This window comes from Glutamicibacter sp. BSL13 (genome assembly GCF_052928425.1).
In genome coordinates, this window is sequence record NZ_JAVGCZ010000006.1 from 1 (window position 1) to 26,545 (window position 26,545).

General features: G+C 63.1%; 31 protein-coding genes. 15 read left to right on the forward strand and 16 right to left on the reverse strand.

Annotated elements, in window-relative coordinates; genetic code table 11:
• On the reverse strand, positions 1 to 302 hold a 302-nt coding region (locus tag RCJ92_RS01765; RefSeq protein ID WP_446753587.1), incomplete at its 3' end, for an exodeoxyribonuclease VII large subunit.
• A 204-nt stretch (positions 303 to 506) separates the two neighbouring features.
• On the opposite strand from RCJ92_RS01765, the gene RCJ92_RS01770 reads away from it, so the two are divergent.
• From RCJ92_RS01770 to RCJ92_RS01790, 5 genes are all read left to right on the forward strand, one after another.
• On the forward strand, positions 507 to 1,604 hold the full coding sequence (locus RCJ92_RS01770; RefSeq protein ID WP_138177322.1) for a 4-hydroxy-3-methylbut-2-enyl diphosphate reductase: 1,098 nt from the start codon (positions 507 to 509) through the stop codon (positions 1,602 to 1,604).
• A 94-nt stretch (positions 1,605 to 1,698) separates the two neighbouring features.
• Positions 1,699 to 2,784: a redox-regulated ATPase YchF gene (gene ychF / locus RCJ92_RS01775; RefSeq protein ID WP_446753588.1), complete on the forward strand. Its 1,086-nt coding sequence runs from the start codon at positions 1,699 to 1,701 to the stop codon at positions 2,782 to 2,784.
• Between the two features lie 168 nt (positions 2,785 to 2,952).
• Positions 2,953 to 3,213 carry a type II toxin-antitoxin system Phd/YefM family antitoxin gene (locus RCJ92_RS01780; protein ID WP_138177326.1) on the forward strand — a complete coding sequence of 87 codons (261 nt, stop codon included), beginning with the start codon at positions 2,953 to 2,955 and terminating at the stop codon, positions 3,211 to 3,213.
• A complete protein-coding gene (locus RCJ92_RS01785; RefSeq protein WP_421013986.1) occupies positions 3,214 to 3,468 on the forward strand; it encodes a Txe/YoeB family addiction module toxin in 255 nt (84 codons plus the stop codon).
• A 558-nt stretch (positions 3,469 to 4,026) separates the two neighbouring features.
• Complete coding sequence (locus RCJ92_RS01790; protein ID WP_446753589.1) at positions 4,027 to 4,467, forward strand: YtoQ family protein; 441 nt, start codon at positions 4,027 to 4,029, stop codon at positions 4,465 to 4,467.
• A gap of 164 nt (positions 4,468 to 4,631) precedes the next feature.
• On the opposite strand, the gene RCJ92_RS01795 is transcribed toward RCJ92_RS01790, so the two are convergent.
• From RCJ92_RS01795 to RCJ92_RS01805, 3 genes are read right to left on the reverse strand one after another with little or no spacing between them, the layout of a single operon-like run.
• Positions 4,632 to 5,399 (reverse strand): SCO1664 family protein, encoded by a 768-nt coding sequence (locus RCJ92_RS01795; protein ID WP_446753590.1) that lies wholly within the window; start codon positions 5,397 to 5,399, stop codon positions 4,632 to 4,634.
• A complete protein-coding gene (locus tag RCJ92_RS01800; RefSeq protein WP_360028831.1) occupies positions 5,399 to 5,920 on the reverse strand; it encodes a DUF3090 family protein in 522 nt (173 codons plus the stop codon). The genes RCJ92_RS01795 and RCJ92_RS01800 overlap by 1 nt, the downstream gene beginning before the upstream one ends.
• A gap of 9 nt (positions 5,921 to 5,929) precedes the next feature.
• Positions 5,930 to 6,637: a histidine phosphatase family protein gene (locus RCJ92_RS01805; RefSeq protein ID WP_446753591.1), complete on the reverse strand. Its 708-nt coding sequence runs from the start codon at positions 6,635 to 6,637 to the stop codon at positions 5,930 to 5,932.
• A gap of 617 nt (positions 6,638 to 7,254) precedes the next feature.
• Between RCJ92_RS01805 and RCJ92_RS01810 the strand changes: the two genes are divergently transcribed.
• The gene (locus RCJ92_RS01810) at positions 7,255 to 7,899 is read left to right on the forward strand and encodes an NUDIX domain-containing protein (protein ID WP_446753592.1); all 645 of its coding nucleotides are present in this window, start codon (positions 7,255 to 7,257) and stop codon (positions 7,897 to 7,899) included.
• A 10-nt stretch (positions 7,900 to 7,909) separates the two neighbouring features.
• Here the strand turns inward: RCJ92_RS01810 and RCJ92_RS01815 are convergent, their stop codons facing one another.
• The 3 genes from RCJ92_RS01815 to RCJ92_RS01825 all read right to left on the reverse strand — a co-directional run bounded on the left by RCJ92_RS01815 (position 7,910) and on the right by RCJ92_RS01825 (position 9,361).
• Positions 7,910 to 8,197, reverse strand: a complete 288-nt coding sequence (locus tag RCJ92_RS01815) for a transcriptional regulator (RefSeq protein WP_446753593.1) — start codon at positions 8,195 to 8,197, stop codon at positions 7,910 to 7,912.
• 5 nt (positions 8,198 to 8,202) lie between these two features.
• A complete protein-coding gene (locus tag RCJ92_RS01820) occupies positions 8,203 to 8,634 on the reverse strand; it encodes a hypothetical protein (RefSeq protein WP_446753594.1) in 432 nt (143 codons plus the stop codon).
• Positions 8,635 to 8,926: 292 nt separating this feature from the next.
• Positions 8,927 to 9,361, reverse strand: a complete 435-nt coding sequence (locus RCJ92_RS01825) for a hypothetical protein (protein ID WP_446753595.1) — start codon at positions 9,359 to 9,361, stop codon at positions 8,927 to 8,929.
• A 415-nt stretch (positions 9,362 to 9,776) separates the two neighbouring features.
• Here RCJ92_RS01825 and RCJ92_RS01830 point away from each other — a divergent pair, with 415 nt between their 5' ends.
• Entirely contained in the window at positions 9,777 to 10,142 is a 366-nt protein-coding gene (locus RCJ92_RS01830; RefSeq protein ID WP_446753596.1) for a DUF1801 domain-containing protein, read from the forward strand.
• Positions 10,143 to 10,421: 279 nt separating this feature from the next.
• Positions 10,422 to 11,555, forward strand: coding sequence for an XdhC family protein (locus RCJ92_RS01835; protein WP_446753597.1), 1,134 nt, complete (start codon positions 10,422 to 10,424; stop codon positions 11,553 to 11,555).
• Here the strand turns inward: RCJ92_RS01835 and RCJ92_RS01840 are convergent.
• The 7 genes from RCJ92_RS01840 to arsB all read right to left on the reverse strand — a co-directional run bounded on the left by RCJ92_RS01840 (position 11,535) and on the right by arsB (position 19,151).
• Positions 11,535 to 12,209, reverse strand: a complete 675-nt coding sequence (locus RCJ92_RS01840; RefSeq protein ID WP_446753598.1) for a nucleotidyltransferase family protein — start codon at positions 12,207 to 12,209, stop codon at positions 11,535 to 11,537. The genes RCJ92_RS01835 and RCJ92_RS01840 overlap by 21 nt on opposite strands.
• A 22-nt stretch (positions 12,210 to 12,231) precedes the next feature.
• Positions 12,232 to 14,304, reverse strand: a complete 2,073-nt coding sequence (locus tag RCJ92_RS01845; protein ID WP_446753599.1) for a molybdopterin cofactor-binding domain-containing protein — start codon at positions 14,302 to 14,304, stop codon at positions 12,232 to 12,234.
• Positions 14,297 to 15,307, reverse strand: coding sequence for an FAD binding domain-containing protein (locus tag RCJ92_RS01850; protein WP_446753600.1), 1,011 nt, complete (start codon positions 15,305 to 15,307; stop codon positions 14,297 to 14,299). The genes RCJ92_RS01845 and RCJ92_RS01850 overlap by 8 nt, the downstream gene beginning before the upstream one ends.
• Positions 15,304 to 15,816 (reverse strand): 2Fe-2S iron-sulfur cluster-binding protein, encoded by a 513-nt coding sequence (locus RCJ92_RS01855; protein WP_343832067.1) that lies wholly within the window; start codon positions 15,814 to 15,816, stop codon positions 15,304 to 15,306. Before RCJ92_RS01855 ends, RCJ92_RS01850 begins: the two co-directional genes overlap by 4 nt.
• A gap of 467 nt (positions 15,817 to 16,283) precedes the next feature.
• Entirely contained in the window at positions 16,284 to 17,642 is a 1,359-nt protein-coding gene (locus tag RCJ92_RS01860; protein WP_446753601.1) for an FAD-dependent oxidoreductase, read from the reverse strand.
• Positions 17,643 to 17,654: 12 nt separating this feature from the next.
• Positions 17,655 to 18,062: an arsenate reductase ArsC gene (locus RCJ92_RS01865; RefSeq protein ID WP_138926549.1), complete on the reverse strand. Its 408-nt coding sequence runs from the start codon at positions 18,060 to 18,062 to the stop codon at positions 17,655 to 17,657.
• 3 nt (positions 18,063 to 18,065) lie between these two features.
• A complete protein-coding gene (gene arsB / locus RCJ92_RS01870) occupies positions 18,066 to 19,151 on the reverse strand; it encodes an ACR3 family arsenite efflux transporter (RefSeq protein WP_446753602.1) in 1,086 nt (361 codons plus the stop codon).
• A 101-nt stretch (positions 19,152 to 19,252) separates the two neighbouring features.
• Here arsB and RCJ92_RS01875 point away from each other — a divergent pair, with 101 nt between their 5' ends.
• Positions 19,253 to 19,603, forward strand: a complete 351-nt coding sequence (locus tag RCJ92_RS01875; protein ID WP_054820687.1) for a metalloregulator ArsR/SmtB family transcription factor — start codon at positions 19,253 to 19,255, stop codon at positions 19,601 to 19,603.
• A 28-nt stretch (positions 19,604 to 19,631) separates the two neighbouring features.
• Here the strand turns inward: RCJ92_RS01875 and RCJ92_RS01880 are convergent, their stop codons facing one another.
• Positions 19,632 to 20,213, reverse strand: a complete 582-nt coding sequence (locus RCJ92_RS01880; RefSeq protein WP_446753603.1) for a mismatch-specific DNA-glycosylase — start codon at positions 20,211 to 20,213, stop codon at positions 19,632 to 19,634.
• A 186-nt stretch (positions 20,214 to 20,399) separates the two neighbouring features.
• A complete protein-coding gene (locus tag RCJ92_RS01885) occupies positions 20,400 to 21,230 on the reverse strand; it encodes an alpha/beta hydrolase (protein WP_446753604.1) in 831 nt (276 codons plus the stop codon).
• 379 nt (positions 21,231 to 21,609) lie between these two features.
• Here RCJ92_RS01885 and RCJ92_RS01890 point away from each other — a divergent pair, with 379 nt between their 5' ends.
• The 6 genes from RCJ92_RS01890 (at position 21,610) to RCJ92_RS01915 (ending at position 26,533) form a co-directional block, all read left to right on the forward strand.
• The gene (locus RCJ92_RS01890; RefSeq protein ID WP_446753605.1) at positions 21,610 to 22,146 is read left to right on the forward strand and encodes a type 1 glutamine amidotransferase domain-containing protein; all 537 of its coding nucleotides are present in this window, start codon (positions 21,610 to 21,612) and stop codon (positions 22,144 to 22,146) included.
• Positions 22,147 to 22,242: 96 nt separating this feature from the next.
• Entirely contained in the window at positions 22,243 to 22,461 is a 219-nt protein-coding gene (locus tag RCJ92_RS01895) for a hypothetical protein (RefSeq protein ID WP_175419391.1), read from the forward strand.
• A gap of 30 nt (positions 22,462 to 22,491) precedes the next feature.
• Positions 22,492 to 23,259, forward strand: coding sequence for an isocitrate lyase/PEP mutase family protein (locus RCJ92_RS01900; protein ID WP_446753606.1), 768 nt, complete (start codon positions 22,492 to 22,494; stop codon positions 23,257 to 23,259).
• 509 nt (positions 23,260 to 23,768) lie between these two features.
• The gene (locus RCJ92_RS01905; protein WP_446753607.1) at positions 23,769 to 24,410 is read left to right on the forward strand and encodes a LemA family protein; all 642 of its coding nucleotides are present in this window, start codon (positions 23,769 to 23,771) and stop codon (positions 24,408 to 24,410) included.
• Complete coding sequence (locus RCJ92_RS01910) at positions 24,407 to 25,615, forward strand: DUF3137 domain-containing protein (protein ID WP_446753608.1); 1,209 nt, start codon at positions 24,407 to 24,409, stop codon at positions 25,613 to 25,615. The genes RCJ92_RS01905 and RCJ92_RS01910 overlap by 4 nt, the downstream gene beginning before the upstream one ends.
• A gap of 183 nt (positions 25,616 to 25,798) precedes the next feature.
• Complete coding sequence (locus RCJ92_RS01915) at positions 25,799 to 26,533, forward strand: VOC family protein (RefSeq protein ID WP_446753609.1); 735 nt, start codon at positions 25,799 to 25,801, stop codon at positions 26,531 to 26,533.
• The last annotated feature ends 12 nt before the right edge of the window (positions 26,534 to 26,545 follow it).

A 26,545-nucleotide genomic window follows, 5' to 3' on the forward strand; every position in this document is an offset into this window, starting at 1 on the left:
TAGAGATTCGGCTTCACCCGGGCCACCACGCGGGAGCCCACCTCCGGCTTGGTGGCCAGCCCGCGCATCACCGAGGCCCACACGGTCACCGAGAAGGAGTAGTCCGCATCCACGTCACGCAGCGTCAGGTAGGCGTGCCCGTTGCGGATATTGGCCTCCAGCAGCTGGCCCTCCACCCAGGAGATGGGGGAGTTCTCAATATGGGCCTTCAGCTTCTCGGAGAGCACGCGCAGCGGCCACGGGTTCTCCGGGCTGGTTTCACGGGCCGTGAGCGGCATCGTGTCCGGGGCACGGGATTCCATTCGCGCTTCTCCTCACCTGGGTCCGGGGCGAATAAGGCCTGGACCGGCCCCGTTCGCACCTGTGACGCTACACCACCGCACCGACAATTCCGTGCCGCACGGCGCCCTGGTCTTGACCGGCAGAGGCCAACCTCACAGGCCCGCGGCGGTGGTGCGCATCATATGAGCATGGGCTTACTTGCGTCCACTTCGTAGACTAGTGCCATGGCTACTTCCACTTCCATTCCGGTTTCCCTGCCGATGCCCCGCATCCCGCGGACCCGACGTTCACCTCAGGAGATTGCCGACGCTTCGCCGAATGTGAACCAGCGCAAGGTGCTGTTGGCTGCCCCGCGCGGCTACTGCGCCGGGGTGGACCGTGCCGTGGTGGCGGTGGAAAAGGCGCTGGAGCACTACGGCCCGCCGGTGTACGTGCGCAAGCAGATCGTGCACAACCTGCACGTGGTCTCCGAGCTGGAGGCCCGCGGGGCGATCTTCGTGGAGGAAACCGATGAGGTGCCCGAGGGCGCCCTGGTGGTCTTCTCCGCCCACGGCGTCTCCCCGGCCGTGGTGCGCTCCGCCGAGGACCGTGGTCTGCAGACCATCGACGCCACCTGCCCGCTGGTGACGAAGGTGCACCGCGAAGCGGTGCGCTTTGCCAAGAATGACTATGAAATCCTGCTCATCGGCCACGAGGGCCACGAGGAGGTGGAGGGCACCTACGGTGAGGCGCCGCACGCCACCACCATCGTGAACAACCCCGAAGAGGCCGACACCGTCCAGGTGAAGAACCCGGACAAGCTGATCTGGCTCTCGCAGACCACCCTGAGCGTGGACGAGACCATGGAGACCGTGCGCCGGCTGCGGGAGCGCTTCCCGAACCTGCAGGACCCGCCCAGCGACGACATCTGCTACGCCACCACCAACCGACAAGTGGCCATCAAGACAATCGCCCCCAAATCAGATCTGGTGATCGTGGTGGGCTCCTCAAACTCATCCAACTCGGTGCGCCTGGTCGAGGTGTCCCTTGACTACGGCGCCAAGGCCGCCTACCGGGTGGACTTCGCTCACGAAGTAGATGAGTCCTGGTTCGAGGGAGTCTCCACCGTGGGTGTGACCTCCGGGGCCTCCGTGCCCGACGTGCTGGTGCAGGAAGTGCTGGAGCTGCTGGCCGAATACGGTTTTGGGGACGTGGAAGAAATCACCTTGGCCGAGGAGGACATCGTCTTCTCGCTGCCCAAGGAAATCCGCGGCAAGCTCAAGGAAGCTGGGGATGACTCCCGCGCCCTGGGCGGACGCGGCACCCCCACCACCTCGCGTTAATCGCGCACTGCCCGCCCGGCTCCGCCACGCGCCAAAAGGTGCGCGGCGCACCCAGTTCACCTCCCACCCCTAGCAAAAGGTAGAATCGTCTCCCGTGGCTCTTACTATCGGAATCGTCGGACTGCCCAACGTCGGCAAGTCCACCATGTTCAACGCGCTGACCCGTGCCCAGGTGCTGGCGGCCAACTACCCCTTCGCGACCATCGAACCCAACGTCGGTGTGGTCCCGCTGCCCGATGAGCGGCTGAAGGTGCTGGCCAAAATCTTCGGCTCCGAGCGCATCCTGCCCGCGACCGTGTCCTTCGTGGACATCGCCGGCATCGTCAAGGGCGCCAGCGAGGGTGAAGGGCTGGGCAATAAGTTCCTGGCCAACATCCGTGAGGCCGACGCCATCTGCCAGGTCACCCGCGCGTTCGTGAACGACGACGTCATCCACGTCAACGGCAAGGTGGACCCGGAGTCGGACATCGAGACCATCGCCACCGAGCTGATCCTGGCCGACCTGCAGACCATTGAGAACCAGCTGCCCCGCCTGGAGAAGGAACTGCGCGGCAAGAAGATCGACAAGTCCTTCATGGACAACGTGCTCGCCGCGCAGAAGGTGCTCGAAGAGGGCAAGACGCTCTACGCCGCCGGCGCCGCGGCCGGGGTCGAGCTGGAGGAGATCGCCCCGCTGCAGCTGATGACCACCAAGCCGTTCATCTACGTGTTCAACACCGATGAGGCGGGCTTGGCCGACGCCGAGATGCAGGCCAAGCTCTCCGAGCTGGTGGCCCCGGCCGAGGCGATCTTCCTGGACGCCCAGTTCGAGGCCGAGCTGGCCGAGCTGGAAGAAGACGAGGCCGTGGAGATGCTCGAAGACGCGGGCATCGAGGAATCCGGGCTGGACAAGCTGGCCCGGGTTGGCTTCGATACCCTGGGGCTGCAGACCTATCTGACTGCCGGCCCGAAGGAAACCCGTGCCTGGACCATTCCCAAGGGGGCCACCGCACCGGAGGCCGCCGGGGTGATCCACACCGATTTCCAGCGCGGCTTCATCAAGGCCGAAGTGGTCAGCTTTGATGACCTGGTCGAGGTCGGCTCCGTTGCCAACGCCAAGGCCGCAGGCAAGGCGCGCATTGAAGGCAAGGACTACATCATGAAGGACGGCGACGTCGTGGAGTTTCGGTTCAACGTCTAGCGTCTGGAAACAAGAAGTAAGCAACCTTTGAGCAGTGCGAGTCTACTTGAGTCTGCCCGGCGAGTACGGTGAGCACAGTTGTCGCCGATCTCCGTGCCCGAGGTGACTCGACAAAGGTGAGTGGTACCATAAATAAGTACCACTGGTCCAAATGGGGAGGATGCCATCATGTCCATCAGCGCAAGCGAGGCGCGCAAGACCTTGTTCCCTCTCATTGAGCGCGTAAATGAGGACCGTGATGCCGTTGAGATCGTTTCTCGTAAGGGCAACGCTGTTCTGATGTCGGCCGACGAATATGCTGCGTGGCAGGAAACCGCCTACCTGTTCCGCTCGCCGGCCAACGCCCGCCGGCTGCTCGATGCCTACGAACGTGCCCGCGCCGGAAAGCACGAGGTTCACGACCTGGATCGCGCCGACGAGGAATCCTGAGTGCGTCTAGTCTGGGACGAGTCAGCTTGGGAGGACTACAAGCACTGGCAGACTGCCGACCGGAGGATCCTGAAGCGCATCAACACTCTCATCGATGCCTGTTTGCGCGAACCGTTCTCCGGGATCGGCAAGCCCGAGCAGCTAAAGTACGGAGCGCAGGGCTCGTGGTCACGGCGCATCACCGATGAGCACCGGCTCGTCTACCTGGTGGAGGATGAGGACCTCGTGATTCTTCAGGCCCGCTACCACTACTGACCCAGTGACTTTACACGAGGGCACATAGCGAAGTTGCGGTCCTCAAACTGATTCGACGCTCGCCGGGATCAGTGGGAGATAGCTCTTTGCGCGGCGGGACGGCCGGGCGGTTCACTTGCTTGCCGTGAAGATCTTGGGGCCATCACACGCAGACGATTGGTACGCGTGTACGAGGCCCTGCTATGAGAAATTCGGCTTCCTCTCTCCCATAAAGAAGAGCCTAAGAGGTGAGGGTACGCGGTTCCTCGGCACGCTGAACACGCTGCTGCCGTTAAGAAAGAGAGTCCGGGCGTAGTCGTTGCTACGTTAAGGCCCGGAAGTAATTCGATCGCATTCACGGCCACGGTTAGTTCATGACGACGCGTATAGCCAGTCGTCGATGGCTTTGGGCCGGGCTCCGGAGTTTTCGCCGATCTGCAGCGATATTGCAAGTGAAAGCGCTCCGATGACAGATGATGACGTGCGTCTCATGATACCGGTGGTGCAACTCACTAGGATGGGTGGTTGATCCAGTGGACCAGCCACGTCCGTTCATCTCGAATCAAGGAGCCTTGAATATTGACTTTCAACGTCTATCTTTCCGGTGAGATCCACACTGACTGGCGCGAGGAGATCCAGCGCGGGGCGCAAGCCGCCGGCTTGGATGTCGTCTTCACCGCACCGGTAACCGACCACCCTGCCAGCGATGCCGCCGGCGACTACTTGGGGGAGACCTCCACCCAGTTTTGGCGTGATCACCAGTCCTCCAAGATCAATGCGATTCGCACCCGCACCTTGATCGAAAAGGCGGACTTCGTTGTGGTGCGTTTCGGCGACAAGTACAAGCAGTGGAACGCGGCTTTCGATGCTGGTTATTGCGCCGCGTTGGGCAAGCCCTACGTGACCCTGCACGATGAGGACATCGTTCATCCGCTCAAGGAAGTTGACGCGGAGGCCCAGGGGTGGTGCAAGACCACCGATCAGGTCGTGGAAACGCTGCGCTACGTGTTGCAGGACTGATATGTGCGACTGGCTATCGCGCCTCGCAGCCTGCGTCAGCGATAGCCAGTTGTTCCGCTTAACTGCCGGGATCATCGTCTGGCTGCGGCGATGCGATATTGCTGCCGGTTCTTGGAGGATCCGTACGACGTGGGCTGGTTAGCGTGCGTCCGCAGCTTCCTGCTTCAGAATAGCGGCCATGGCACCGCTGTCATCTGGCCGCTGGGCGCCGGAAACCGCCCTGCCGCGCGCAGCATCGTGCACCGCGCAGCCAGCGCCGCGATCTCCTCGGCGCTCAGCAAGTCATCCAGACGGGCACCGAGTTCACCGCCCAGTCCACCGGTGACTCGATCTATGCCTGCTGCTTCCTCGTCGGTGAGAGTCTCGCCCAGCCAGCCCCACAGGACCGTACGCAGCTTGTGCTCCCGGTGAAAGGTGAGCCCGTGATCCACTCCGTAACGGTGACCACCCGGCATGGCAAGGATATGGTTGCCCTTGCGGTCGGCGTTGTTCACGAGGATGTCGAATACCGCCATGCGCCGTAGCGCCGGGCTGTCTTCGTGGACGAGCTCGACGATCCGTCCGGTCTCATCCTGTCCCTTGAGCACGTGTTTCCAACCGCTCTGCGGCACTTCTTCCGCCGGGAGGAGGTCTACGGGGTTCTGGTCGGGGTCCGGTTCTTTCCACAGCTGCACCATGCCCTCACCCAGTGGGCCATCGCGCAGCCAGGTATGCGGCACAACGTCCCATCCGAGGACCTGCGAGACCAGGTAGGAAGCCACCTCCCGGTGGGCCAGCATGCCGTGGGGAAAATCCCATAGCGGGCTCTCGCCGGCGACGGGCTTGTAGACAACCGCTGTATCGCCGATGCTGCCAAGAAACGTGGCGTTCGAGGCTGTGGTGATGCGACCGCTGAGAGTGAGCTCCCCGGCCAGCAGATCCGGTGATGTCATCACAAGTCGTCAGGGGTGCAGCTGTGCCCCTCGGGGTCCATGGGGTCACCGCAGCGCGGGCACATCGGACGACCGGCCGCCACGATCTCACGGGTGCGTTTGGCGAAGGCACGGGCAGTGCCAACGGGCATCCGCACCACCATCATCTCATCGTCATCGGCGGAGTCTTCGTCACGTAGCGGGTAGAGCTCAACGACGACTTGAGCCAGGGAGGCATCCCAGCCCAGACTGATGGTGCCAATCTGGAATTGCACCTCGACGTCTTCGAGCGGGTCGTTATCGACAAGCTCAATCGGTGTTCCTGTCGGAACGCTGAAGGGATTGCCCGCAACTGCACCCAACTGATCGAGAACCTCGTCGATCTTCTCCGCGAGCGCCGCCGACTGCTGTTTTTCCAAGGCCAGGCTCACCAGCCGCTTGCCTGCACGCACCTGCAGGTAGAACGCCCGCGACCCTGGAGAGCCAATGACCCCCACGATGACACGATCTGGCCAGGAAAACTCGTGAACTCGTGTAGACATGTCAATATTCTAGGCCGAAGTGGTTCCCGACGTCTGGTGCCCGGCGCCGCCCCCTACTGGAGCGTCACCAGAATGGGCGCCCTGCGCCAGCCATGACAGGTCACCGGCATCGGTGTTGATCGCGTAAACGCTGGGCTGAGCAGTTCCGTAGCGCACGATGGAGATGGAGGAGGGGCCCACGTTGATGCGCTGGAACATGTCAAGATGCATACCCAGCGCATCGGCAAGGATCGACTTGATGATGTCCCCGTGGCTCACTGCCGCCCACATAGCTGAAGGCCCATGCTCGGATTCGAACGCCGCATCATGGCGTCGAACCGCTGCCACGGCCCTGGCCTGCATCACCGCCAGGGACTCCCCGCCGGGGAAAGTGGCGGCGGAGGGTTGGGACTGGACAACCTTCCACAAATCCTCGGTCGCGAGTTCACTGAGCGGGCGGCCCTGCCACTGGCCGTAATCGCACTCGACGAGTTCGGGATCGATGGGCGCGTAGGGCGGTGCGGTTTGGCGATCGAGGATGAACTGGGCGGTCTGCTGGCACCGTTCAAGAGGACTGGAAACCACGGCGACCAATGGCACTGCTGAAAGCCGCTGTCCGGCCAGGGCCGCCTGATCCCGCCCCACCTGGTCCAGGCTGACACCTTCGGACCGGCCAGCCAGCAGTCCGGTGGCATTGGCTGTAGATCGGCCGTGTCGCACGAGAATAACTGTCGCCATGCCCCCAGCCTAGTCACTCGCCACCCGCAAACCCATAGCAACAAACTGGTGACACCCGTGCGTCCCACGACCCTGCGGAAGCTAGAACTGATCCAAGCGGCCCAGGATTTGGCAAACCCCCGAATTCCTCCGGACGTCGACGGGAGCGACTGGTGGACGGTCGTTGAGGCCAGCACGGCATGCGGGGGAATACGCGGTCGCGGATCTGCGTCGACTTGAGATAGAGGAACTGCGGACAGGTTCCTACGGCAACACCCAACTGAGGATTCTGTCCGCATTTGGTCCCGGCCGGAGGGCGATTTTATTGATTGCTGGCGACAAAGCTCCAGACTGGAGTTGATGGCCCAAGAAGAACATTTTCGGTGGCATACGCACTGTTCAATGCGCATTTGGACAGGCCGAAAGGGCAATGAGAATGGGTCGAACGATGGAAACAGTCGGCGGAGGAATAGTTGTCGATTACGTGGTGGCTGATGACCGCATCGGGATAGCGTGCGCATCCACCACATATCCTGAGTTTCAGCAGACGAATTGGTGAGAGGGCAGCGATGGGTCAGCACACATGGCGATACGTGGCATGCCGACAAGTGGACGGCAACGGGGATGAGGCATGGGACGTGCGGGAGCTGTACGGCTCGGAGGTCAATGAGGCGCCGGCATACACGGCGAGCAGTGCGCGCCCCTTTGGGGAATCACTCGCGCAGCTGCGGCGGGATCTGACACGTATGTATGACGACGTGCTGCGCCCCGACTTGGCTGTTCTCGACCTTGGGAAGGAACAGCCGGACATCATTTCCCAGGCGGAACTGGCAGCTGAGCCTGAGCGTCGTGTCGTGCGAAAGGTTGTCGGATATGTCGTGCACGACGGTCGGCTGTTGGTTTTCGCGCATGACGGGATCCCCCTTGAAGTTGCAGGGATCCAGGTGCCCGCTGGAACGATTGAAGCTGCTGAGCAGGCTGAGGCAGCAGTCGTGAGGGAAGTGTTTGAAGAGACTGGACTCCGTGTGCGCATCGTGCGAGCGCTCGGCATCGAACGCTACGACGTTTGGCCGTCTAAACCGGAAATGCACCAACGGCATTTCTTCCAGCTTGCCCCGCTCGATGCCGACGTCGAAGAGCGATGGAGTGCGGGGGAAGAACAACCATCCGACGGTGGCGCGCCCCAAAATTGGACGTGCTGGTGGATGCCGCTTGAACAGGCACACGTCCTGTGCGCCGGATTCGGTGCGCAACTCGGCCGTATTGTCACGGAGTCTTCCTGACGCCGCTGCCTCAGTGTCCGGCGATCCGATTGAGCGTCGCCAGGAGGTTGCCGAAGGTTTTCTTGCCCTGGGGCGAGAGCCTGACCAAGGTCGCCCCGTAACGTGTGCGGCGCTCCTTGGAAATCTCAACCAAGCCGCGTTCTTCAAGGTCGCGCAGGATCTTCGAAAGGTCGGACACCGACAAACCTGTTGATTCTTGCAGTGCCGGATAGTCGGCCTGCTCGACCTGATTCAGGTGCGCCATCGTCACGAAGCGCTTCGGTGCGACGAGATGCGCGTTGATCTCCGTATATGACATGGCGTTCAGCGACGAATCAGAAGCACGAGATAGAACACGAGCCAAGCGCCGGGAGCGAGGCCTGCGAAGAGCCATGCCTCGGGAAAGGGGATCGTCTCGCCATGCCTGACACCTCGCCATACCGGTATGAGAACCCAAACGGTGAACGCGGCAGAGATAAATGTTGGCCTCAGGCGAGGCTCGTTTGCGCGATTGAGGCGCTTGCTGATCCACGTGTGTGCGTTGATGATGGCGCACAGCGCAGGGATGGCGGCCCACCAGGGGTACCCGCCCAGGGCCAGAGCCCCGGCGATGAGGGAGAGAGCTACCGTGGCGGCGGTGCTGAGATGATCGCCGATGCGAAATTCCCTTCTGGGTCGGCTGGGCACCAGATCGAGCAGGTGCTGTGCTTCCCCGGGGGAAAGGAGCTCGGGTTCATGGGGCTTGGCGTCATCCATAGGACTCACGATAGCAACTAGTTGCAGTTTTTGAAAGTAGTACGATCCGTCGACCGCGTGCATCCGACCTTTCTGTCGGGCTGGCCTGGAGTACTCGTCATTGGGTGTGATGCCCGTGCGCGTGGCTGAACGCCGGTGGAACGCTTAGAAACGGTGGCCTATGCGGGTTCCGGTCGCGGGTTGTCGACGGATGCAGATCCGCTTCATGGGTCGGACAGTTTTCCGAACCAACTCTTTATGTCCCGAATGACCGCGCTGAGGAGATCTGCTCGTGTGAGTGCACCTGATCTGGTCAATCGACGCGAGGGTAATCGATCGTCAGCAGTCCATCGTCGCGAATATCGCGCAGCACATCCTCGTCGAGTTCGCTGATCTGGATGCCACGCGCTTGAGCTGGAACCACGCTGTCTTCCTCTGGGCTCCAGGCACGGAGCACCGCGACACGAGACACGTGGGGTACGTGAGCTGGCAGTGTGCGCAACCAGTCAAGCCACGCTTCGGCCGCCACCTCATCCCGCGCAGGGGCATCGTTGCGACCGCCGATGAGTGTACTGCAATCGCACATGTTGCGCGTCAGAGTGAATACCACTGACGAACTGCGGATGCGACCCGACGCGATGCGCAGGTCGGACAGCACCGGCTCGACGCCGATCTGCTCCGCCGTGAACCGGCAGAACTGCTGTGTGAAGGCGGCGGCGTTCACCACCCAGAGATTCATCGCGCACATGTACTCATTCTAGGTCGCGCTCGACGGGTGCCTTGCCAATCGCGCTCGATGGCTGCGAATGGCACGATGCATCATTATGTTCGCGTCGGCGACGCCGAGGTATGGTGCGGTCAGCCGGGTGTGCCGGCTTCTGCCGTCGGAGAGCGTGATGGTCTTGCGGTGAAGATGCTGCCACTTACTAATCCGGTGGTTGCGGTGGCGGCAGTTCTTAGGACCCGAAGGAACGGGCGGCTGGAAGGTTCTTCGGATATTCTGGTGGTGGTCGCGTACCACTGACTGCGCTTCCACGTGAGGATCACGTGAATCATCGCGGAGAGGCCTGAGGCATTCAGGACATGTCCCGTTGGGGTGCGGCGCACTCGTGCGCCAACTTCATTCCGCCGCTGCCACGCATCGGCTGACGAAAGGACATGACATGTCGTCGAAGGATGAGAAGAATCTGACGCAGGTGATCGAGAAGATCGCAAAGATGGACGAGCCGGAGCGCTCGACCATGCAGCGTGTGCATGAGATCATCGTGGCCGCGGCTCCCACGCTGAAGCCGCGGATTTGGTACGGAATGCCCGCATACGCGAAGTCGGCGAGTACCCCCGCGCTCGTGACACTGCGTAACGATGAGCGTTTGAACCTCGCACTCACCGAGAAAGTGCCGTTCCGCGCTGCAGGAGGAGCCGACGGAGCGCTCATGCCCGCGGCCTGGTACTTCGAGACCGTGGATGCGGCTACGGAACAACGCATCATCGAGATCGTTCGGGCTGTGGTCGGTTCTATCTCCGAGTAGCCATCGGCCTGCCCTTGTGCGGGTGGCACGGTAACGAATGTGGGCCACCCGGCGGCGTCGTGAGGAGTGTTCCTGACTCCAGGAGCACCCCTCACCTGCGCGGCGTTGACCGCACCTCCTTCGCGATAACCGGAGAGCTCTTGCCGACGCCATCATGACGTATTCAGGCAGCGTTATGGTCGATCATGGTGAGGACGTGTCAGCAACTCCTTGGGCCAAAGCTTCGAACAAGATCCAAGGGCCTTCGCGGGCCATGCGATGCGGGATAGGCTTTGCACTGTGCTGGACATTCTCACTGCCGCACAGCAGCGGCTCTTCGACCTGGACAATCCACGGGATCTCGCGGTCGCGACCATTATTTCGGTCCAGGGCTCCGCCCCGCGACCGGTAGGAACTTCAATGTTCGTGGACTCGGCGGGCGCGGTACATGGTTCCCTGAGTGGAGGGTGCGTCGAAGGCGCCGTGTTCGAGGCCTGCCAGGAAACCCTGGCCACCGGAATCTGCGCGGTTCACACCTTCGGTTACAGCGATGAGGACGCCTTTGCCGTCGGCCTGATGTGCGGCGGTGCCATCGAGGTCCTGGTGCAGCCTTTCCGCATCGGCGACGCAGACGTGGCTCAGTGCGCAACCCAGGACGACCCGGTAGCGATGGTCATGCGGCTTCCCTCCACCCACCGGGAGCAGCGCAGCCACCTCGCTGCCGTTCGGGACAGTGACGGGGACGGGATGCTGGCCGCTCTGGAACCGCTTGTGGAGGCCAAGGCGCTCGCTGCGGTAGCGGAGCAGGTAGCGTCCATGATCCGCCACGAGCGGACCGGTACCGTGCGGGTTGCTGCCCCGGACGGCAGCAACGAGCCGGTCGAGCTGTTCGTCGAGACGCGAGAATCACCTTCACACCTGGTGGTTGTCGGGGCGAACGCGTTCGGGCAGGCGCTGGTGGAAGCCGCCAAGCCACTCGGTTTCCGGATCACATTGTGCGACCCTCGCTCCGCCTTCGCCGACCCCGCAGCGTTTCCCGACGCCGAGGTGGTGCAGGCCTGGCCGCACCGTTTCCTGGCCGACGCGGCAGAGGCGGGCGAATTCGACCGGCGCACCATGATCTGCATCCTCACCCATGACCCGAAGATCGATATCCCGGCCCTGACTTGCGCGCTCGGTCTCGGCGTCGGCTACGTGGGCGCCATGGGCTCGCGGCGCAGTGACCGTGAGCGGCGCTCCGCCCTGCAACGAGCGGGGGTGGACGATGAGGCGCTGAAGCGGCTGCACTCACCGATAGGTCTGGGGCTGGGTGCGCAGAGCCCCGCGGAGGTGGCCGTCTCGATCCTGGCCGAGATCCTGGCCGTACAAGGTGGGCACGCACGGATTCTTCCGCTCAGCCGCGGCAGCCAACCGCTACACCCCAGTACCACCTGACGCGGGAGCAGGGATCGGGGAGCGGACCCAACGGGCAAGATCCGCCGGGACGTCCAGATCCGAGCCATCCTCCAGATCCGAACAGTCAACCAGGTCCAGCATTGCACCCTGCTCCCTGAGCAGTTGCTTGGCCCCCACATCACCGTGCGCCGCAGCGCTCGCCGCCGGGCACCAGCGGGCATCGAAAAGCACCGGGTGGCCGCGCCGCAGCCTCCCGTCGGGGCCTTGATGGGCGGCCGCCGTGATGCGTCCGGGCCGATGGGCGGCGATGATGCGGGCAACTTCCGCGGCCGTGATGCCCGGCCGGTCCACGGGGGTCACCATGACGTCCCGATCCGGTGCAATGGCCTGTAGTCCGCGGCGCAGGGAGGTCCCCATGCCCTCCACCCAGCTGGGATTGTGCACGGTGCGCACACTGGGCTGACCCGCAAGGACGTGCGTGGCGTCCGCGGCTCCGGCCCCGGTGACAACTACGACGTCGGAACAACCCCCGGCGAGCAGCGTGCTGGACACGGACACCACCAACGGGGCACCGTTGATCCGCAGCAGGGCCTTGGGACCCTGGCCGAGCCGTCGGCCGGCACCAGCGGCCAGTACCAGCCCCACCGGGGCCACCGCGTGGTCCGCGGGGGCCCGCTGATCCTGATCAAACACCGTAGTCAACGCGATGGCATGCTCACTGGGGGAGGAAGGCATCGCCGAACAGCGGCAGCTCCCGCACCCGCACCCCGGTGGCGTTGTACGCGGCGTTGGCGATGGCGGCCGCCGCGCCCACGATGCCGATCTCGCCAATGCCGCGCGCACCGACGGGGCCGGCCAGCGGATCCTCCTCGTCCAGCCAGGCTGCCTCGATGTCGGGCACGTCCGCGTTGACCGGGACGTGGTACTCGGCCAGGTCGTGGTTGACCACGTGCCCGAACCGCGGATCCAGGACGCTCTTTTCATGCAGCGCCATGCCCAGCCCCATCGTCATGCCGCCGATGAACTGGGATCGGGCGGTGCGCGGGTTCACGATCCGCCCGGCCGAGAAGACACCGAGCATCCGGTCCATCCGGATTTCACCGGTGGATTCGTGGATTCGCACCTGGGCGAATTGGGCGCCGAAGGAGTGCATCGCCCATTTTTCGGCCGCCGGGTTCTTCTTGGCCTCGCCCTGGGCCTCGGCCCCGACCGCCGGATCGCTGCCATGCTCGGCATGCAGCGCCTGGGCGGCGGCGAGGACCGCGGCGCTCCAACTGGCCAGGCCGGTGGAACCGCCGGCCACGGTGGCGTTGGGCAGGCTGGTGTCACCGATCTGCAGCTGAATCTGCTCCAGTGGAACCTGCAGGGCGTCGGCGGCGACCTGTGTGAGAGCGGTCCAGGTACCGGTCCCCAGGTCCGCGGCGCCGATGGTCACCTGGTAGCCGTCCTGTATACGCCGGATCCGGGCGATGGATCCGGGCTGTCGGCTGGCCGGGTAGGTGGAGGAGGCCACGCCCAACCCGATCAGCCACCCGTTCTCCCGCCGGGTGCCCGGCTGTGCGCTGCGCGCGGCCCAGCCAAAGCGCCTGGCACCTTCGCGCAGACAGTCCACGAGGCGGCGCTGGTTGAACGGCAACCCGGTGTCCGGGTCGGTCTGTGGGTCATTGCGCACCCGAAGCTCAATGGGATCAATGCCGCAGGCCACGGCCAGCTCGTCCATGGCAATCTCCAGGCCCACCATGCCCGGAGCCTCCCCGGGGGCGCGCATCCAGGACGGGACCGGCACATCCAGGGGGACCACACGCTGGGTCAGCCGGCGATGCTCCCCGGCGTACATCATGCGGGCCGGTTTGGTTGCCTCCTCCGGGAATTCCTTGGTGTGGGAGGACATTGACAAGGCATCAAAACCAAAGGCGGTGATTTGCCCGTCGGCCCCGGCACCCAACCGGATGTGCTGCAGGGTTGGGGCACGGTATCCGGTGATGGAGAACATCTGCTGCCGGGAAACCGCATACTTCACGGTGCGTCCGGGCAGTGCGCGGGCGGCCTGCGCGGTGAGCATCATGTCCGCGTGCGGCACGCCCTTGGACCCGAATCCGCCGCCCACGTGCGGGGAGATGATCCGGATCTGCTCCGGGTCCAGTCCCAGCACCGGGGCAATCGCCGTCCGGGCGGGGTGTACGCCCTGGGTTGAGGTCCACAGCGTCAGCGTGCTGCCGTCCCATTTGGCCACCGTGGTGTGCGGCTCCATCGGGTTGTTGTGTTCCATTGGCGTGCTGTACCAGGTGTCTATGCTCACCTCGGCCTTGGCGAAGGCGGCATCGAAGTCGCCCTCGGTGACATCACCCCCGCCGGACTGCGGCTTCCGCGCCCCGGGATGGTCCTTGCGCAGTTGGACGTCGTGGTCTTCGCGTTCATAGCCGACTTCGATAAGGTCCGCGGCGCTGCGGGCCTGCTCGGGGGTGGTGGCGATGACCGCGCCCAGGTACTGCCCCCGGAAGCGGACCGCGGGGGACTGCAGGATCGCCAGTTCACCGTCTTCCGTGTCCTTGAGGGCCGGAGCGTTCTGGGCGGTGAGTACGTGCACCACGCCCTCGGCCGCCTCGGCCGCCGCAGTGGACAGGTTCACCACCTTCCCACGGGCGATTTCGGCCTGAACCGGGTAGAGGAACAGGGGGTCTTCGACTTCATGCTCGTAGGCGTAGGGGGCGCGGCCGCGCACCTTGTTCGGGCCGTCCAAACGCACCGGTTGGGTCCCGATTGAGGAAACCTTCAGCGGATCACTCATGGTCGGCCTCCTGTAGATCCGTCAGTTCTGCGAGCACCGTGGTGATGGCCCCACGGGCCATCTGGACCTTGAAGGCGTTGCCCGCTACCGGTTCGGCGCCTTGAAGTTCGGCGTCCGCCGCCCGCCGAAAAGCCTCCAGGCTCGGTTCACTGCCGCGCAGGATCGCCTCGGCGCGTTCGGCACGCCATGGCTTGTGCGCCACCCCGCCCAGGGCAATGGCCACGTCGCGGATCAGCGGGGTCGACCCGGAGTCATCGACGTCAACCAGAGCGGCCACCGATACCAGGGCGAAGGCATATGAGGCGCGGTCGCGGATCTTGCGGTAGGTGGAGCGTGCACCGGAGGGCGGCGGCAGTTCCACCGCGGTAATCAGCTCCCCGTGCTCCAGCACGGTGTCACGTTCGGGGTGGTCTTCGGGCAGGCGGTACAGCTTGCTGATCGGGATGCGCCGTTCCCCCTCCGGCCCCCACACCACCACGGTGGCATTCAGCGCGGTCAGGGCGACCGCCATATCCGAGGGGTGGGTGGCAATGCAGTGTGGTGAGGCACCGAGGATCGCGTGATAGCGGGTATACCCGTCCAGGGCCGAGCAGCCGCTGCCCGGCTCCCGCTTGTTACACGCAGTGGATAGGTCCTGGAAGTACACGCAGCGGGTGCGCTGCAGCAGATTCCCGCCGGTGGTGGCGGCGTTGCGCAGCTGTCCCGAGGCACCGGAGAGCAGCGCCCGGGAGAGTACGGGGTAGTTCCGGCGGATCAGCGGGTGGGCGGCCGCGTCGCTGTTGCGCACCATGGCGCCCAGCCGCAGGCCCTGGTTCTCCAGTTCTTCCACCTCGGTCAGGTCCAGGCGGCTGATGTCCACCAGCAGTTCGGGGGTGGTGATTCCCAGCTTGAGGTGGTCAACCAGGTTGGTGCCGCCGGCCAGGAACTTCGCCTTGGGATTCCCTGCCACGGCCGCCACGGCATCGTTGGGGTCGCTCACACGCTGAAACTCGAAAGGTTTCATCGCGGATCCTCGGCAGCCTGGCGGACCGCGGCCACGATGTTGATGTAGGCCCCGCACCGGCACAGGTTCCCACTCATCCGCTCGCGGATTTCCGCGTCGGTCAGTTCCACCGGTGCCTGCAGGTCCTCGGTGACCACACTGGGCGCCTGGTCGGCGGCCTCCTGAATGACCCCGGCGGCCGAACACACCTGTCCGGGAGTGCAGTAGCCGCACTGGAAGGCGTCCTGTTCCAGGAACGCCCGGTGCAGCCCGGAGAGCTCACCTGCCTCGGCCAGACCGTCGGCGGTGGTGATCTCGGCTCCGTCGTAGGAGAGCGCCAGCGCCAGGCATGAGTTCAGCCGCCGCCCGTTGACCAGGACCGTGCACGCGCCGCACTGACCGTGGTCGCACCCTTTCTTCGCAGACATCACCCCCAGCCGGTCGCGCAGTGCGTCGAGCAGGGTGGTTCGGGGGTCCAGGGGCAATGTGTGCTCCTGGCCGTCGACTGTGAAATGTAACTGATGCCCCACGGAAAGTGCCTCCAGACGGCGTCGTCGAATGCTGATCAATCTAACGCCTCGGAAGCTGCCGGGCAAGGGTGGACGGACAAGCCGCAGGGTTCTGCCAGTCGCACCCCGGCCGGCTGGCCGATCTGAGCAACAAGTCCGGGCGGTCAACGGCGGTTTGGCGGTGATGACCTGTAGCTACGTGCGTACCCCGTATGGAAGCCGAGCCACATCAAGTATGTTCAGGAACCCCAAGCTGGAGAGCCACCAACACCCACTGGTATCACTTTCATAAATCTCCATCGATCCACCATGGCCAAGAGCACCAACATGGAATCTTCAACTAACACGTGTTCGTCGTTCGGGCTCACCGTGGGTAGCCATGGTCCGAGGCATTCAACGGGGCTACCCTCACGCGACATTTCGTGGATCGCGGCTCGGTGAAATCGTGCAGTGTTCCGGTAGGGAACCCGAGAGTCGCCGGTTACGGATCAGCGCAAACAACCACTCCGTCCAGACTCAGCAGTCTCACAGCTTGTCGCGTCGATGGACGCAGCATCGTAGGAACCGCCGAGGTCGGTGGAGCAGACGCCAGTCTCAGGCAGATTCAGCTCGACGGTGGTAGCAGCGGTGGTATCCCCGGCGAGGTGTGCGCTGATGGATCGGACCTGTTCGTAGCCGGTGGCCATAAGGAACGTGGGCGCACGTCCGTAGCTTTTCATGCCGACGATATAGAAGTTCGGTTCAGGGTGTGCCAGCACCTGTTCGCCGTGGGCGCTGACCGTGCCGCAGCTATGGAATTCGGGGTCGATGAGCGGACCAAGCTGCCGAGGAGCCTCCACCGCCGGGTCAAGTTCCAGGCGCAGCTCAGAAAGGATGTTCAGATCGGGTCGGAAACCGGTGGCAGGGACAAGGTAGTCCACGTTCAGTTCTCGTCCGTCAGCGAGCTGCACGTGCAGTCGCTCGCCCGGAGTCAGGCCGGTGATGGCCGTGTTTTCCAGGAGAGTGACTTGTTCGGTGTCTACCAAGCGGCGCACGCTCGTACCGAGCTGCCCGCGAGCGGGCAGCTGATCGGCTGCGCCGCCGCCGTAGAGCTTGGTCGGGTTCGCGATCCCGCGCAGACCCCACAGGATCTGGGTGTCCTCCTGTTCTCGCTTGAGCCGTCCCAGAGAGATGAGGGTGTTCGCGGCCGAGTGACCTGCCCCGAGCACCAGGATGGTTTTTCCTGCCAGCAGTTGCCGGTCAGCGCCCAGCGGATCAGGCAGCGGTGAAGTGATGTGGCCCTGAGCATGAGCTTCCGCTTCTCCTGGGGCGCTGAGTCCTGCGCGTCCTACTGGGTTGGACGTATTCCAGGTGCCGGAGGCGTCAATGACGGCTCTGGCGGTGAAGTCCTGGACACCTTCTGGGGTCTGGGCGCGGACCAGGAACAACGCTTGCTCGCGTCCGTTCGTACGGGTCTTATCCAGCCCCAGCCCGGTTTCGGTGAGTCGGGAAATCCCTGTGACGCGGTGTTGGTAGCGGATTACCGGGGCCAGCTCGGGATGCGCGGCCAGCGGCTTGAGATAGTTTTCCACCAGTTCGCCGCCGGTGGGCAGCGAGGTTTCCCTTGGCATGGCCCAGTCACCGGGGTAGGTGTCCGTGGGGGTTTCTAGCAGGCGGCGTGCTGCGGCATTGACGTTGAATTTCCACGGGGAAAACAGCTTGATGTGTGCCCATTGGCTCATGGCCGCTCCGGCATGGTCACCGGATTCCAGGACGAGAACGTGCTGATCGCGTTCGCGCAGGTGCGCAGCGGTGGCTAACCCGATAGGGCCCGCACCAATGATGAGGACGGGATGATCAGTGATCATGAGGGGTTGCTCCTAACGCAGGGGAAGTAGTTCGCCGATGAGGGTTTCAATACGGGTGCGGATCTCATCGCGGATCGGGCGTACCGACTCCACGCCTTGACCGGCGGGGTCCTCGAGTTTCCAGTCCTCGTAGCGTTTGCCCGGGAAGATGGGGCAGGTGTCGCCGCAGCCCATGGTGATGACCACGTCCGAGGCTTGCACCGCTTCGGTGGTCAGGATCTTCGGGATGTCAGTGGACATGTCGATGCCTTCTTCCCGCATCGCTTCCACCGCTGCGGGGTTCACCTGATCAGCCGGCACGGACCCGGCGGAGCGGACCTCGATCTGGCCTTCGGCAAGGTGCTGGAGGTAGGCGGCGGCCATTTGCGAGCGTCCGGCGTTGTGAACGCAAACGAATAAAACAGAGGGTTTGGTATTCATGGTTCAGCCTTTCAACGGCAGAGAAGCAGTGGGGAAGAATTTGCGCGACCAGAGCGCCACATAGACCAGGGCGATGAGGATCGGGACTTCGATCAGCGGACCGACGACCCCGGCCAAGGCTTGGCCGCTGGTGGCCCCGAAGGTCGCGATGGCCACCGCGATGGCCAGCTCGAAGTTGTTGCCGGCTGCGGTGAAGGCCAGGGTAGTGGTGCGTTCATAGCCGAGGTTCAGTGCGCGGCCGATGATCATCCCCGCGCCGAACACCACCACGAAGTACACCAGCAGCGGCAGCGCCATGCGGGCCACGTCCCAGGGTTTGCTGATGATGGTGTCCCCTTGCAGCGCGAACAGCAGCACGATGGTGAACAGCAGCCCGTAGAGTGCCCAGGGGCCGATCTTCGGCAGGAAACTGTTCTCATACCAGTCGCGTCCCCTGGCCTTCTCGCCGAAGGTGCGGGTGAGGAATCCGGCCAGCAGCGGGATCCCGAGGAACACGAGCACCGACAGGGTGATGGCCCCGACGGAGAATTCGGCGCTGGTGGTGGGCAGGCCCAGCCAGCCGGGCAGGACCTGGAGGTAGAACCAGCCCAGCAGGCCGAACGCGAAGACTTGGAACACCGAGTTGACCGCCACCAGCACCGCGGCCGCTTCCCGGTCGCCGCGGGCCAGGTCGTTCCAGACCAACACCATGGCGATGCAGCGTGCCAACCCGACGATGATCAGCCCGGTACGGTATTCAGGCAGGTCGGGAAGGAAAACCCAGGCCAGCAGGAACATGAAGGCTGGGGCCAGTAGCCAGTTGATCACCAGGGAGGTGATCATCAGCTTCTTGTCCGCCAGGACGTGTCCGGTTTCGTTGTAGCGCACCTTGGCCAGGACCGGGTACATCATCACCAGTAGTCCTAAAGCGATGGGCAGGGAGACTCCGGCGACCTGCACCGAATCCACGGCTTGCCCGAAAGAAGGGATGAGTCGGCCCAACCCCAGTCCCAGGGCCATGGCCAGCAGAATCCAGACGGGCAGGAAGCGGTCAAGGGTAGAGAGTTTGCCGGAGACTTGTTGAGTCTGCGACGTGGTCGGTGAAGACACGAACACATCCTTACGCAATATTGATATTCATCGATATTCAGTTTCGGTTCGAGTATGATTGTTTGCATCGAAGATTGTCAATCTAGATGGAGTGCGCTTGCATGACCGCAACATCCATGAGCGCGGCGGCCGCTGAGGCCGCGTGCTGCGCTGCGCCTGCCGCTGAGGTGTTGAGTGAAGTCGCTGCCCAGGAACGTGTCCGGGTCTTGAAAGCCTTGGCTGATCCTAACCGGTTGCGCCTGCTCTCGATCGTGAAGAACGGACCGGCGGATGGCACGTGTGTTTGCGATCTGACCGAGCCGTTGCAGCTGGGTCAGCCGACTGTCTCACACCACTTGAAGATCCTTGTTGATTCCGGTCTGCTGGCACGCGAAAAGCGCGGAACATGGGCCTATTACACGCTTATTCCGCTAGCTTTGGAGAACGCTGCCACACTGATCACTGGACTTTAAGAGCTCTCCTGTCGATCAGTTTCTCGCTTCATCGGTCAACCACATCTCTCCGGGATGACGCGGACCGCGCGGTGCTTGCCGCCAACACCTGGCGCCACTTCTCGGCAAGGCTCGCCGTTGTTTCGTGAGCATTCAGGCCGCTGGGGTTGGGCACCACCCAAAGCGGAACATTCGTGGGCCAGCGGTCAATGACGGAGACGTCCTGTTCGCCCAGTTGGGCCCGTGGCAGTTCGAACGCGGCCCGAACTGCCGTGATGCCCAATACGGCAACGGCGCTGGGACGCAGCACCTGCACCCGTTCAACGAGCCGACATGCCCCCTCGCGCAGTTCAGCGGCCGCGAGCTCGGCGGCCCGGGCGGTGGGCCGCTCGACCAGATTGGTGATGCCCAACCCCAGCTCGGCCAGCATCCGCTCATCTTCCGGGACCAGGCCCCGGGAAGCATCCACCAGCCGACCGGTTAGGCCAGCGAGGTGCAAGGAGGGCCAAAACCGGTTTCCCGGCCGGGCAAACGGCGCATTGACGGCGGAGGTCCAGGGGCTGGGATTGATGCCCACCATGAGCAGCTGCAACATCCCGGCGGACTGCTCGTCCGTCGGGTAGGGCAGCACATCGTCCCTGCCTAGGTCGGAGCGAAGGGCATGCTCAAGATCGGACCGGTCGGGCCGGCGGCCACCCAGTGGAGAGGGCGCGCGCCAGGCAGACCAATCGGCGGGAAGAATCGGGCGCATTCTCATTAGCCTACATTCCTGGGGCCGGCGCCAACACCGGCCGGGCCGGGCCACATACGCGGCGCACTAATCTGCGACCAGGCTGCGCATCCACGGCAGGAGTTCATCCAGGACGGCCACGTGTCCGGAACTGTGCATCTTGTGAATCCTGGCCTGTTGGATCATCGAGGCGAGCAGGTCCACGTGATGCAGGGGAATGATATGGTCGTCCACTGCCTGATAGAGATCCACCGCCCCGCACACCCCGGCCAGGTCCACGCCCCAGGGCGAAACAAAGGCGAGATCATCGTCAATCTCCCCATCATCACTTTCGTCAGCTGCAGCTTGTGCCTGCTGACCTATGCTGGCCCAACGGCCAGACAGGGCCTGCCAGTCCGCCGCGGTGAAGCTGTCCGCAGGGAATTCGGCGGTACTCTGGTACGCCGTTCTGGCCTCAACACCTTGTGCTGCTGCCCGCAATCCGGCACCCCCGCCGGCCATGCCTTTAAACGAGGAAGGTGCCGGTTCAAAGGGCGCCGGGCTGGCGAACGCTGCCGTTGCCGTGACCCGTTCGCCGAGCAATGCGGCCAATGCGAGTGCATGGGGCCCGCCACCGGAATATCCGGCGGTGGCAAAATGCTCAATTCCCAGTTCGTCGACTACTTCGATGACGTCTTTGGCGCTGTCGGCGACGGTGCGTCCGGGCCGGCGTTCAGCCCCGGGGAAACCAGGCCGTGTCACCGAGATCAGACGGAGTTGGAGATCGGTAGCGCATCCTACGAGGGGTGAAGGGTGCTGCCCGCTATGCGGCGTTCCATAATGCATGACCAGCGTTCTTGCTTCCGATTCCCGGGATCCGGAGAAATGAATCTTGGTACGGCGTCCGTCGCGCAGCTGGAAGTCTTGGGCAGTGTTCACGGGTCACCCTTATGCCAATTGGATTCGAGCCCGTCGGTCAGCGGCGCGCTCGCCGGTCGTCTCAGGATTATCGCACCGATTATGTACGAACGGCAGGGTGCGCGCGGTTCAGGCTGAGTCATCCGAGTCTGACCGCGGCGGTGCACTTTGAATAACGAATCCTAAGCTCGGGAAGTCTGCTGGCGCGGGGCCGGACTCAGCGCCTACGTCTTGGACTGTTCTACCTGGTGCCGCCACCCGGGATGGCATTGGATTCCTCGCGGATTGCCTTGAGCCCTTCACTGTAGGTAGTGACCTTATAATCCGGGAAGCGCATGATGAACTTTGTTGTCTCAAAGATATTGTCGGTGGCGTTGCAACGCCGGACGGCAAAACCCCGGTGGTCGATGAGCTCAGTCTGGGTCTGGCTGGCGGGCTGCCTTCAACAACCAAGAAGATGCGCCGGAACCTGGCCCGCGTGTCTGCAGTCTTGGAACAGCCGGTGGATCTTGAGCAGGTTTCCGCTGATGACTTCGACCTTGTCTTTTACCCCGGAGGCCATGGTCCGATGGAGGATCTGGCCTACGACCATCGATCTGGGGAACTGCTGCGGGAACGGTTGGAGTCCGGTCGGCCTTTGGCGCTGCTTTGCCATGCCCCGGCCGCGGTCCTGGCGACCGTCGATGAGGCGGGACATTCTCCCTTCAGTGGACGGCGGATGACTGGGCTTTCGAACCGTGAGGAGCTGTTCAATAGCTTCGCCCGCAAGGCTCCTTGGCTGTTGGAGGACAAGCTGAAGGAAATGGGGGTGAACTACAGCAAGGGACGGTTGCCGTTGCGGTCCTATGTTGTGGTTGACGGCAACTTGTACTCTGGGCAAAATCCAAAGTCCGCTGCAGAACTGGCACAGCGACTGGTCGCGGATTTGAGTCGATAGGGGAGGGTTTGCCATGGTCGGGCTGCAGGAATGCGGCGCAGTGAACCGGGAGGCTGCTGACGTCATCCTATGATGGCGCCTGCGTACCACGATGTCGTGATCCGGCAGGTGTGGGAACTCGAAGAATTCGCGCAGCGGGTTACCGTGTGGCGCAGCGCCGTTGCGGCAACCCATGAGTTCTTGCTGTCCGAACACCGGCAGAGTATCGAGCTGGGATCGGCCGAGCTCTATGTGCCGCATGTGCTCCTCGTGGCCGTGGTGTGGCACCGGGCCGGTTGGCGCCATATTCCCCTGGTGGGCCGGCTGGTAGGCTGACGATTGTTGAGCCAACTGAAGGAGAATCAAATGTCCGACGTAACACGGCTTGCTCAAGTATTCGCCGATGCCCACGCATCCAACGAGCTGATCGTTTTGCCCACGGTGTGGGATACGTGGAGCGCGAAGATGGCTTCTGATGCCGGCTTCAAGGGACTGACCGTCGGAAGCCACCCCGTGGCCGACGCGATCGGAAGTTCCGACGGGGAGAACATGGACTTCCAGGACTACCTGGCGGTGGTCAAGCGCATCGTTGACTCGGTCGACCTGCCGGTGAGCGCCGATGTGGAATCCGGATACGGTCTGGAGCCGGCTGAGCTGATTCAGCGTCTGCTGGAAGTCGGCGCCGTGGGCGCTAACATCGAGGACGTGGTGCATTCGGAAGGAAAACGCGTCCGGGAACGCCAGGAACATGCGGACTACATCGCCGCAGCTCGACAGGCCGCCGACGAGGCAGGGGTCGCGTTCGTGATCAACGGGCGCACCGACGCGGTCAAACTTGGCACCGACGTGTTCTCCGATCCGCTGGCAGAGGCCGCCGAGCGCATCAAGCTCATGGAACAGGCCGGTGCCCGCTCGGTCTATCCGGTGGGGCTGAGCACCGCCGATCAGGTCCGCCAGCTGGCGGAAGCCGTGAGCGTGCCTCTCAACGTCACCGCCGATCCAGTCAAGGGCCACGGCGCGGGTGACCTACCGGCCTTGTCTTCCCTTGGAGTGCGCCGTGTGTCCTTCGGTCCACTGTGGCAGAAATGGCTGGCCGGGGTCTCAGCAGACGCCCTGACCAAGTGGGTCCGGTAGCCGTACCCCCCGAACAACCTTTCGCTGATCGGCCCTGCTTACGCCAGCGTCGATCGGACGGGGAATTGCCTGAATCAAGGCCCTTTCCGTGAGGAGAAGCGGCCACACATTCCATTCTGGAATGGGTGGCCGCTTTTTTGCGCGCATTGTCCGCAGTTGTACTGAAGAACGAGCTTCATGCTCTCGACGTGCACGGCGTAGTTGTCATTTGGGTGGCCATGGCGGCATCATCAAACGGCACAGACCCCGAGGCCCGCTCCTTTGAACCTGTCGCCAGAGAAACAAGCCAATGGAAGTACTAACTCTCTGACTTGGCAGGGATTGGCGACGCGCCATTGCTGCCGCCCCTTCGGCTCTTATTCCAAAGCACCCGGATCCGCTGGGAGCTTCAACGCCCGGAGGTCACGGGGTCGTTGCGGTCACGTCATCTTCCTGAAGTCCCTGTGCTTGTTTGGTAGCGTATTGGGAAGTTTTGCCACTATGGATGGATTTATTAAGGATGTGATTTAATGGGCAACTCATCACTCGCTTCCTGGGCTCCGGCGATCATCATCGGAGTCCTGGTGCTTCTCATCATCGGATGGGCCATTGCCGTCTACAACCGGCTGGTGACGAAGAGAAACTCCTCCACAGAATCCCTGCAAGGGATCGATATTGCGTTGGAAAACAGGTTTGATCAGATCAAGGCGCAAGCCGACGCGGTCGCTGGAGTGGTAAAGAAAGAAGTGGACCTCATCTTGGGGAGCACGTCACTGCGCACCGGTCGCACCATCGAGCAGCTGAGTGTTTCAGAAAAAACGGAACTAAACACCGCAATGGATGACGCACAGCAAAAAATCGTCGCGGAGGCAGGGAAGCCTCAGGGGCTGGGCTCCGGGCCGGGAGCCCTGGCGTCACTGGAAAACTATCCAGAGATGAAAACCACGCAGAACGTGGAACTGTTGCAACGCACCATCAACGAGACCGAGGAACGGTTGCAGGCAGCTCGCCGGGTGTACAACCGGGCAGCAACGGACTACAACACGTCGCGCCAGGTCTTCCCGACGGTGATTATTGCCAGGCTTTTGGGATTTGGTGGGCACGACCTGTTTGAGCTCTCGGATCAGCGCAAGCACAACCAGTACGACCTGGAAGGGTTTCTTGAGTCATGAGCGAGCAAACTCGAATTTCAGTTCCGGACTTCGAAACGGTCTGGGCCACGGTGCAGGAGTCGGCAGGGGATCTCTCTCAACGAACCGCGTGGATGGGGCGCTGGGGAGGCAAGAGCCTACTGTTGATGATCCCGATCATCATCGCTCTGCTGCTGTTCGTTGTGGCCCTGGGCTCCATGTTCATCGGCGACGGGCTCGTAGGCATGATTGCATTCGTCCTGGCGATCGTGCTCGCCGCGCCCTCGGTTATTTACGGCATTAGGCATTTCGAGGCAGCTTCGGAAGAACACGCCCAAGAAGTGGTGGCACCGATGGTCGAGCAGCTGGTGCAACAGTTGCGGGTTTCTTCAGTGACCGGCTCGGAAGCGGGTCTGAGCGCCAAATACACGCCGGAGGGATCGATGCCGGTCAGCGTCCTGAGCAACGCCGGATTCATTCGGGATGCCAGGGCCCCGCAGGAGGATTTCATCATCGGAACTCTGGGGCAAACCCAGTTCATGCTCTCGGACGTCAAATGGCAGAGTTCCAAGGTCGAGCTCAGCGAAGAGGCCCAGCAGCGGCTCGAGCGTCAGGCCCGCAGAACTCGAGAGCGTAGACTCCGGGAGCAATACGGACGTGACTGGAAACTGCACCAAAGCGACCCATTGCAGAACTCCTCCCTGTTGAGTTTGGTTCCCGCCTCGGTCAGAAAGACCGTGAAGGAAAAATACGCGCAGTTCGAAAGCTCGGTCGAGAAGATGGGTCCGTCGATGATCGTCTTCGCGGCGGACTTTCACAAGGAGTTCACCTCCAGAACCTATTTGCTGCCGCGCCGGCCGGTCGACCTGGCCATCCGGAACTTCACCGAGGAAAGTGCCGCGAAAACCGGTCTGGCGCCGATGACGTTGGAGGATCCCGGCATCACCGAACGCTTCGTTGGCTGGACCACCGACCAAACCGAAGCGCGCTATTTGATCACCCCGCAACTGATGCTGGCCATCAGCGATGCGGCTGCGCGGATGAACTCCGAACACATCGCCGTGTCGTTTCGTGGCTCGTGGATGTATTTCGCGGTCGTGCTTGACGAGGACCGCTTCAGTTTTCAGGTCGATAAGAAGAACGACGGAGGCTACGCAGTAGCCAAGGCCATCTATGAGGACCTGGTCGCCTTTTTGTCCCTGGTCGAAGACTTCAACCTGAACACGAGAATCTGGTCCAAAGCCTAGAGCGTTGTGCTCATCAGCAGGAGCCAAGGTGGTGTGCGCCGCAGACACCTTGGCTCCTTGGCATTTGTGGAGGACACCCCTCCCGGCCCGCGCAATCCGGGCCTGGGGTATTAGTGACCAGCAGCCGGCTGAGCGCCCAAGGTGGCCCTGTCTTGCTGAAGATCGGGGGAGTAGGGTGAGCTCATGTTCTTGGAAAATATCGTGATCGACGCACACGATCCCCAGCGGCTGGGCAGATTTTGGCAAGAGCTGCTGCAGGCAGAACAGCTGACGGACTCGCCATCGGGCTTCGAGACCCGTACGAGATTCGCCGACGACGCCTACCTGGACCTGTGCTTCCAGCCGGTTGCCGAGGCACCGCTCGCGCGGCCACGAATGCATGTCTGCGCTGTGTGGCCCGGGACTGGCGCCCAGGCCGAACAGTGGATTCTTCACCGGGGTGGGAAGCCAAGCACCCCAGCCCAGGCACCGGGTCATGCAATCGGGCAGCCAGCCGCCCGGTGGTTTCTAGATCCGGAGGGAAACCCTTTTTCGATTGAACCATCGGAGGCAAGAGACAACAGCCGCGGCGGCTTGGAAACGGTGGTGCTGGCCTCGGCCCAGCCGGGGCGCGATGCTGAGTTCTGGGCGTATCTGACCGGATGGAAACGGCCGGCGAATTCAGCGCACGACCAACTGCGGCACCCATCCGGCCGCGGCCCGACGCTGGAGTTCGCAGCCGAATCACAGCCCAAGGGGGAGCAGAAGAACCGCTGGCACCTGGATATCCGGTTGGATCCTGGAGAGGATCCTGCAGTCCTGGCGGGCGTGATTGGTCAGAAGGGCGGCAGGGAACTGCACCCAGACTGGGGAGAACTGCCCTGGCGGGTCTACCAGGATCCGTCCGGCAACGAATTTTGCGTGCTGACTAGTCACTAGTTATTTACCCGG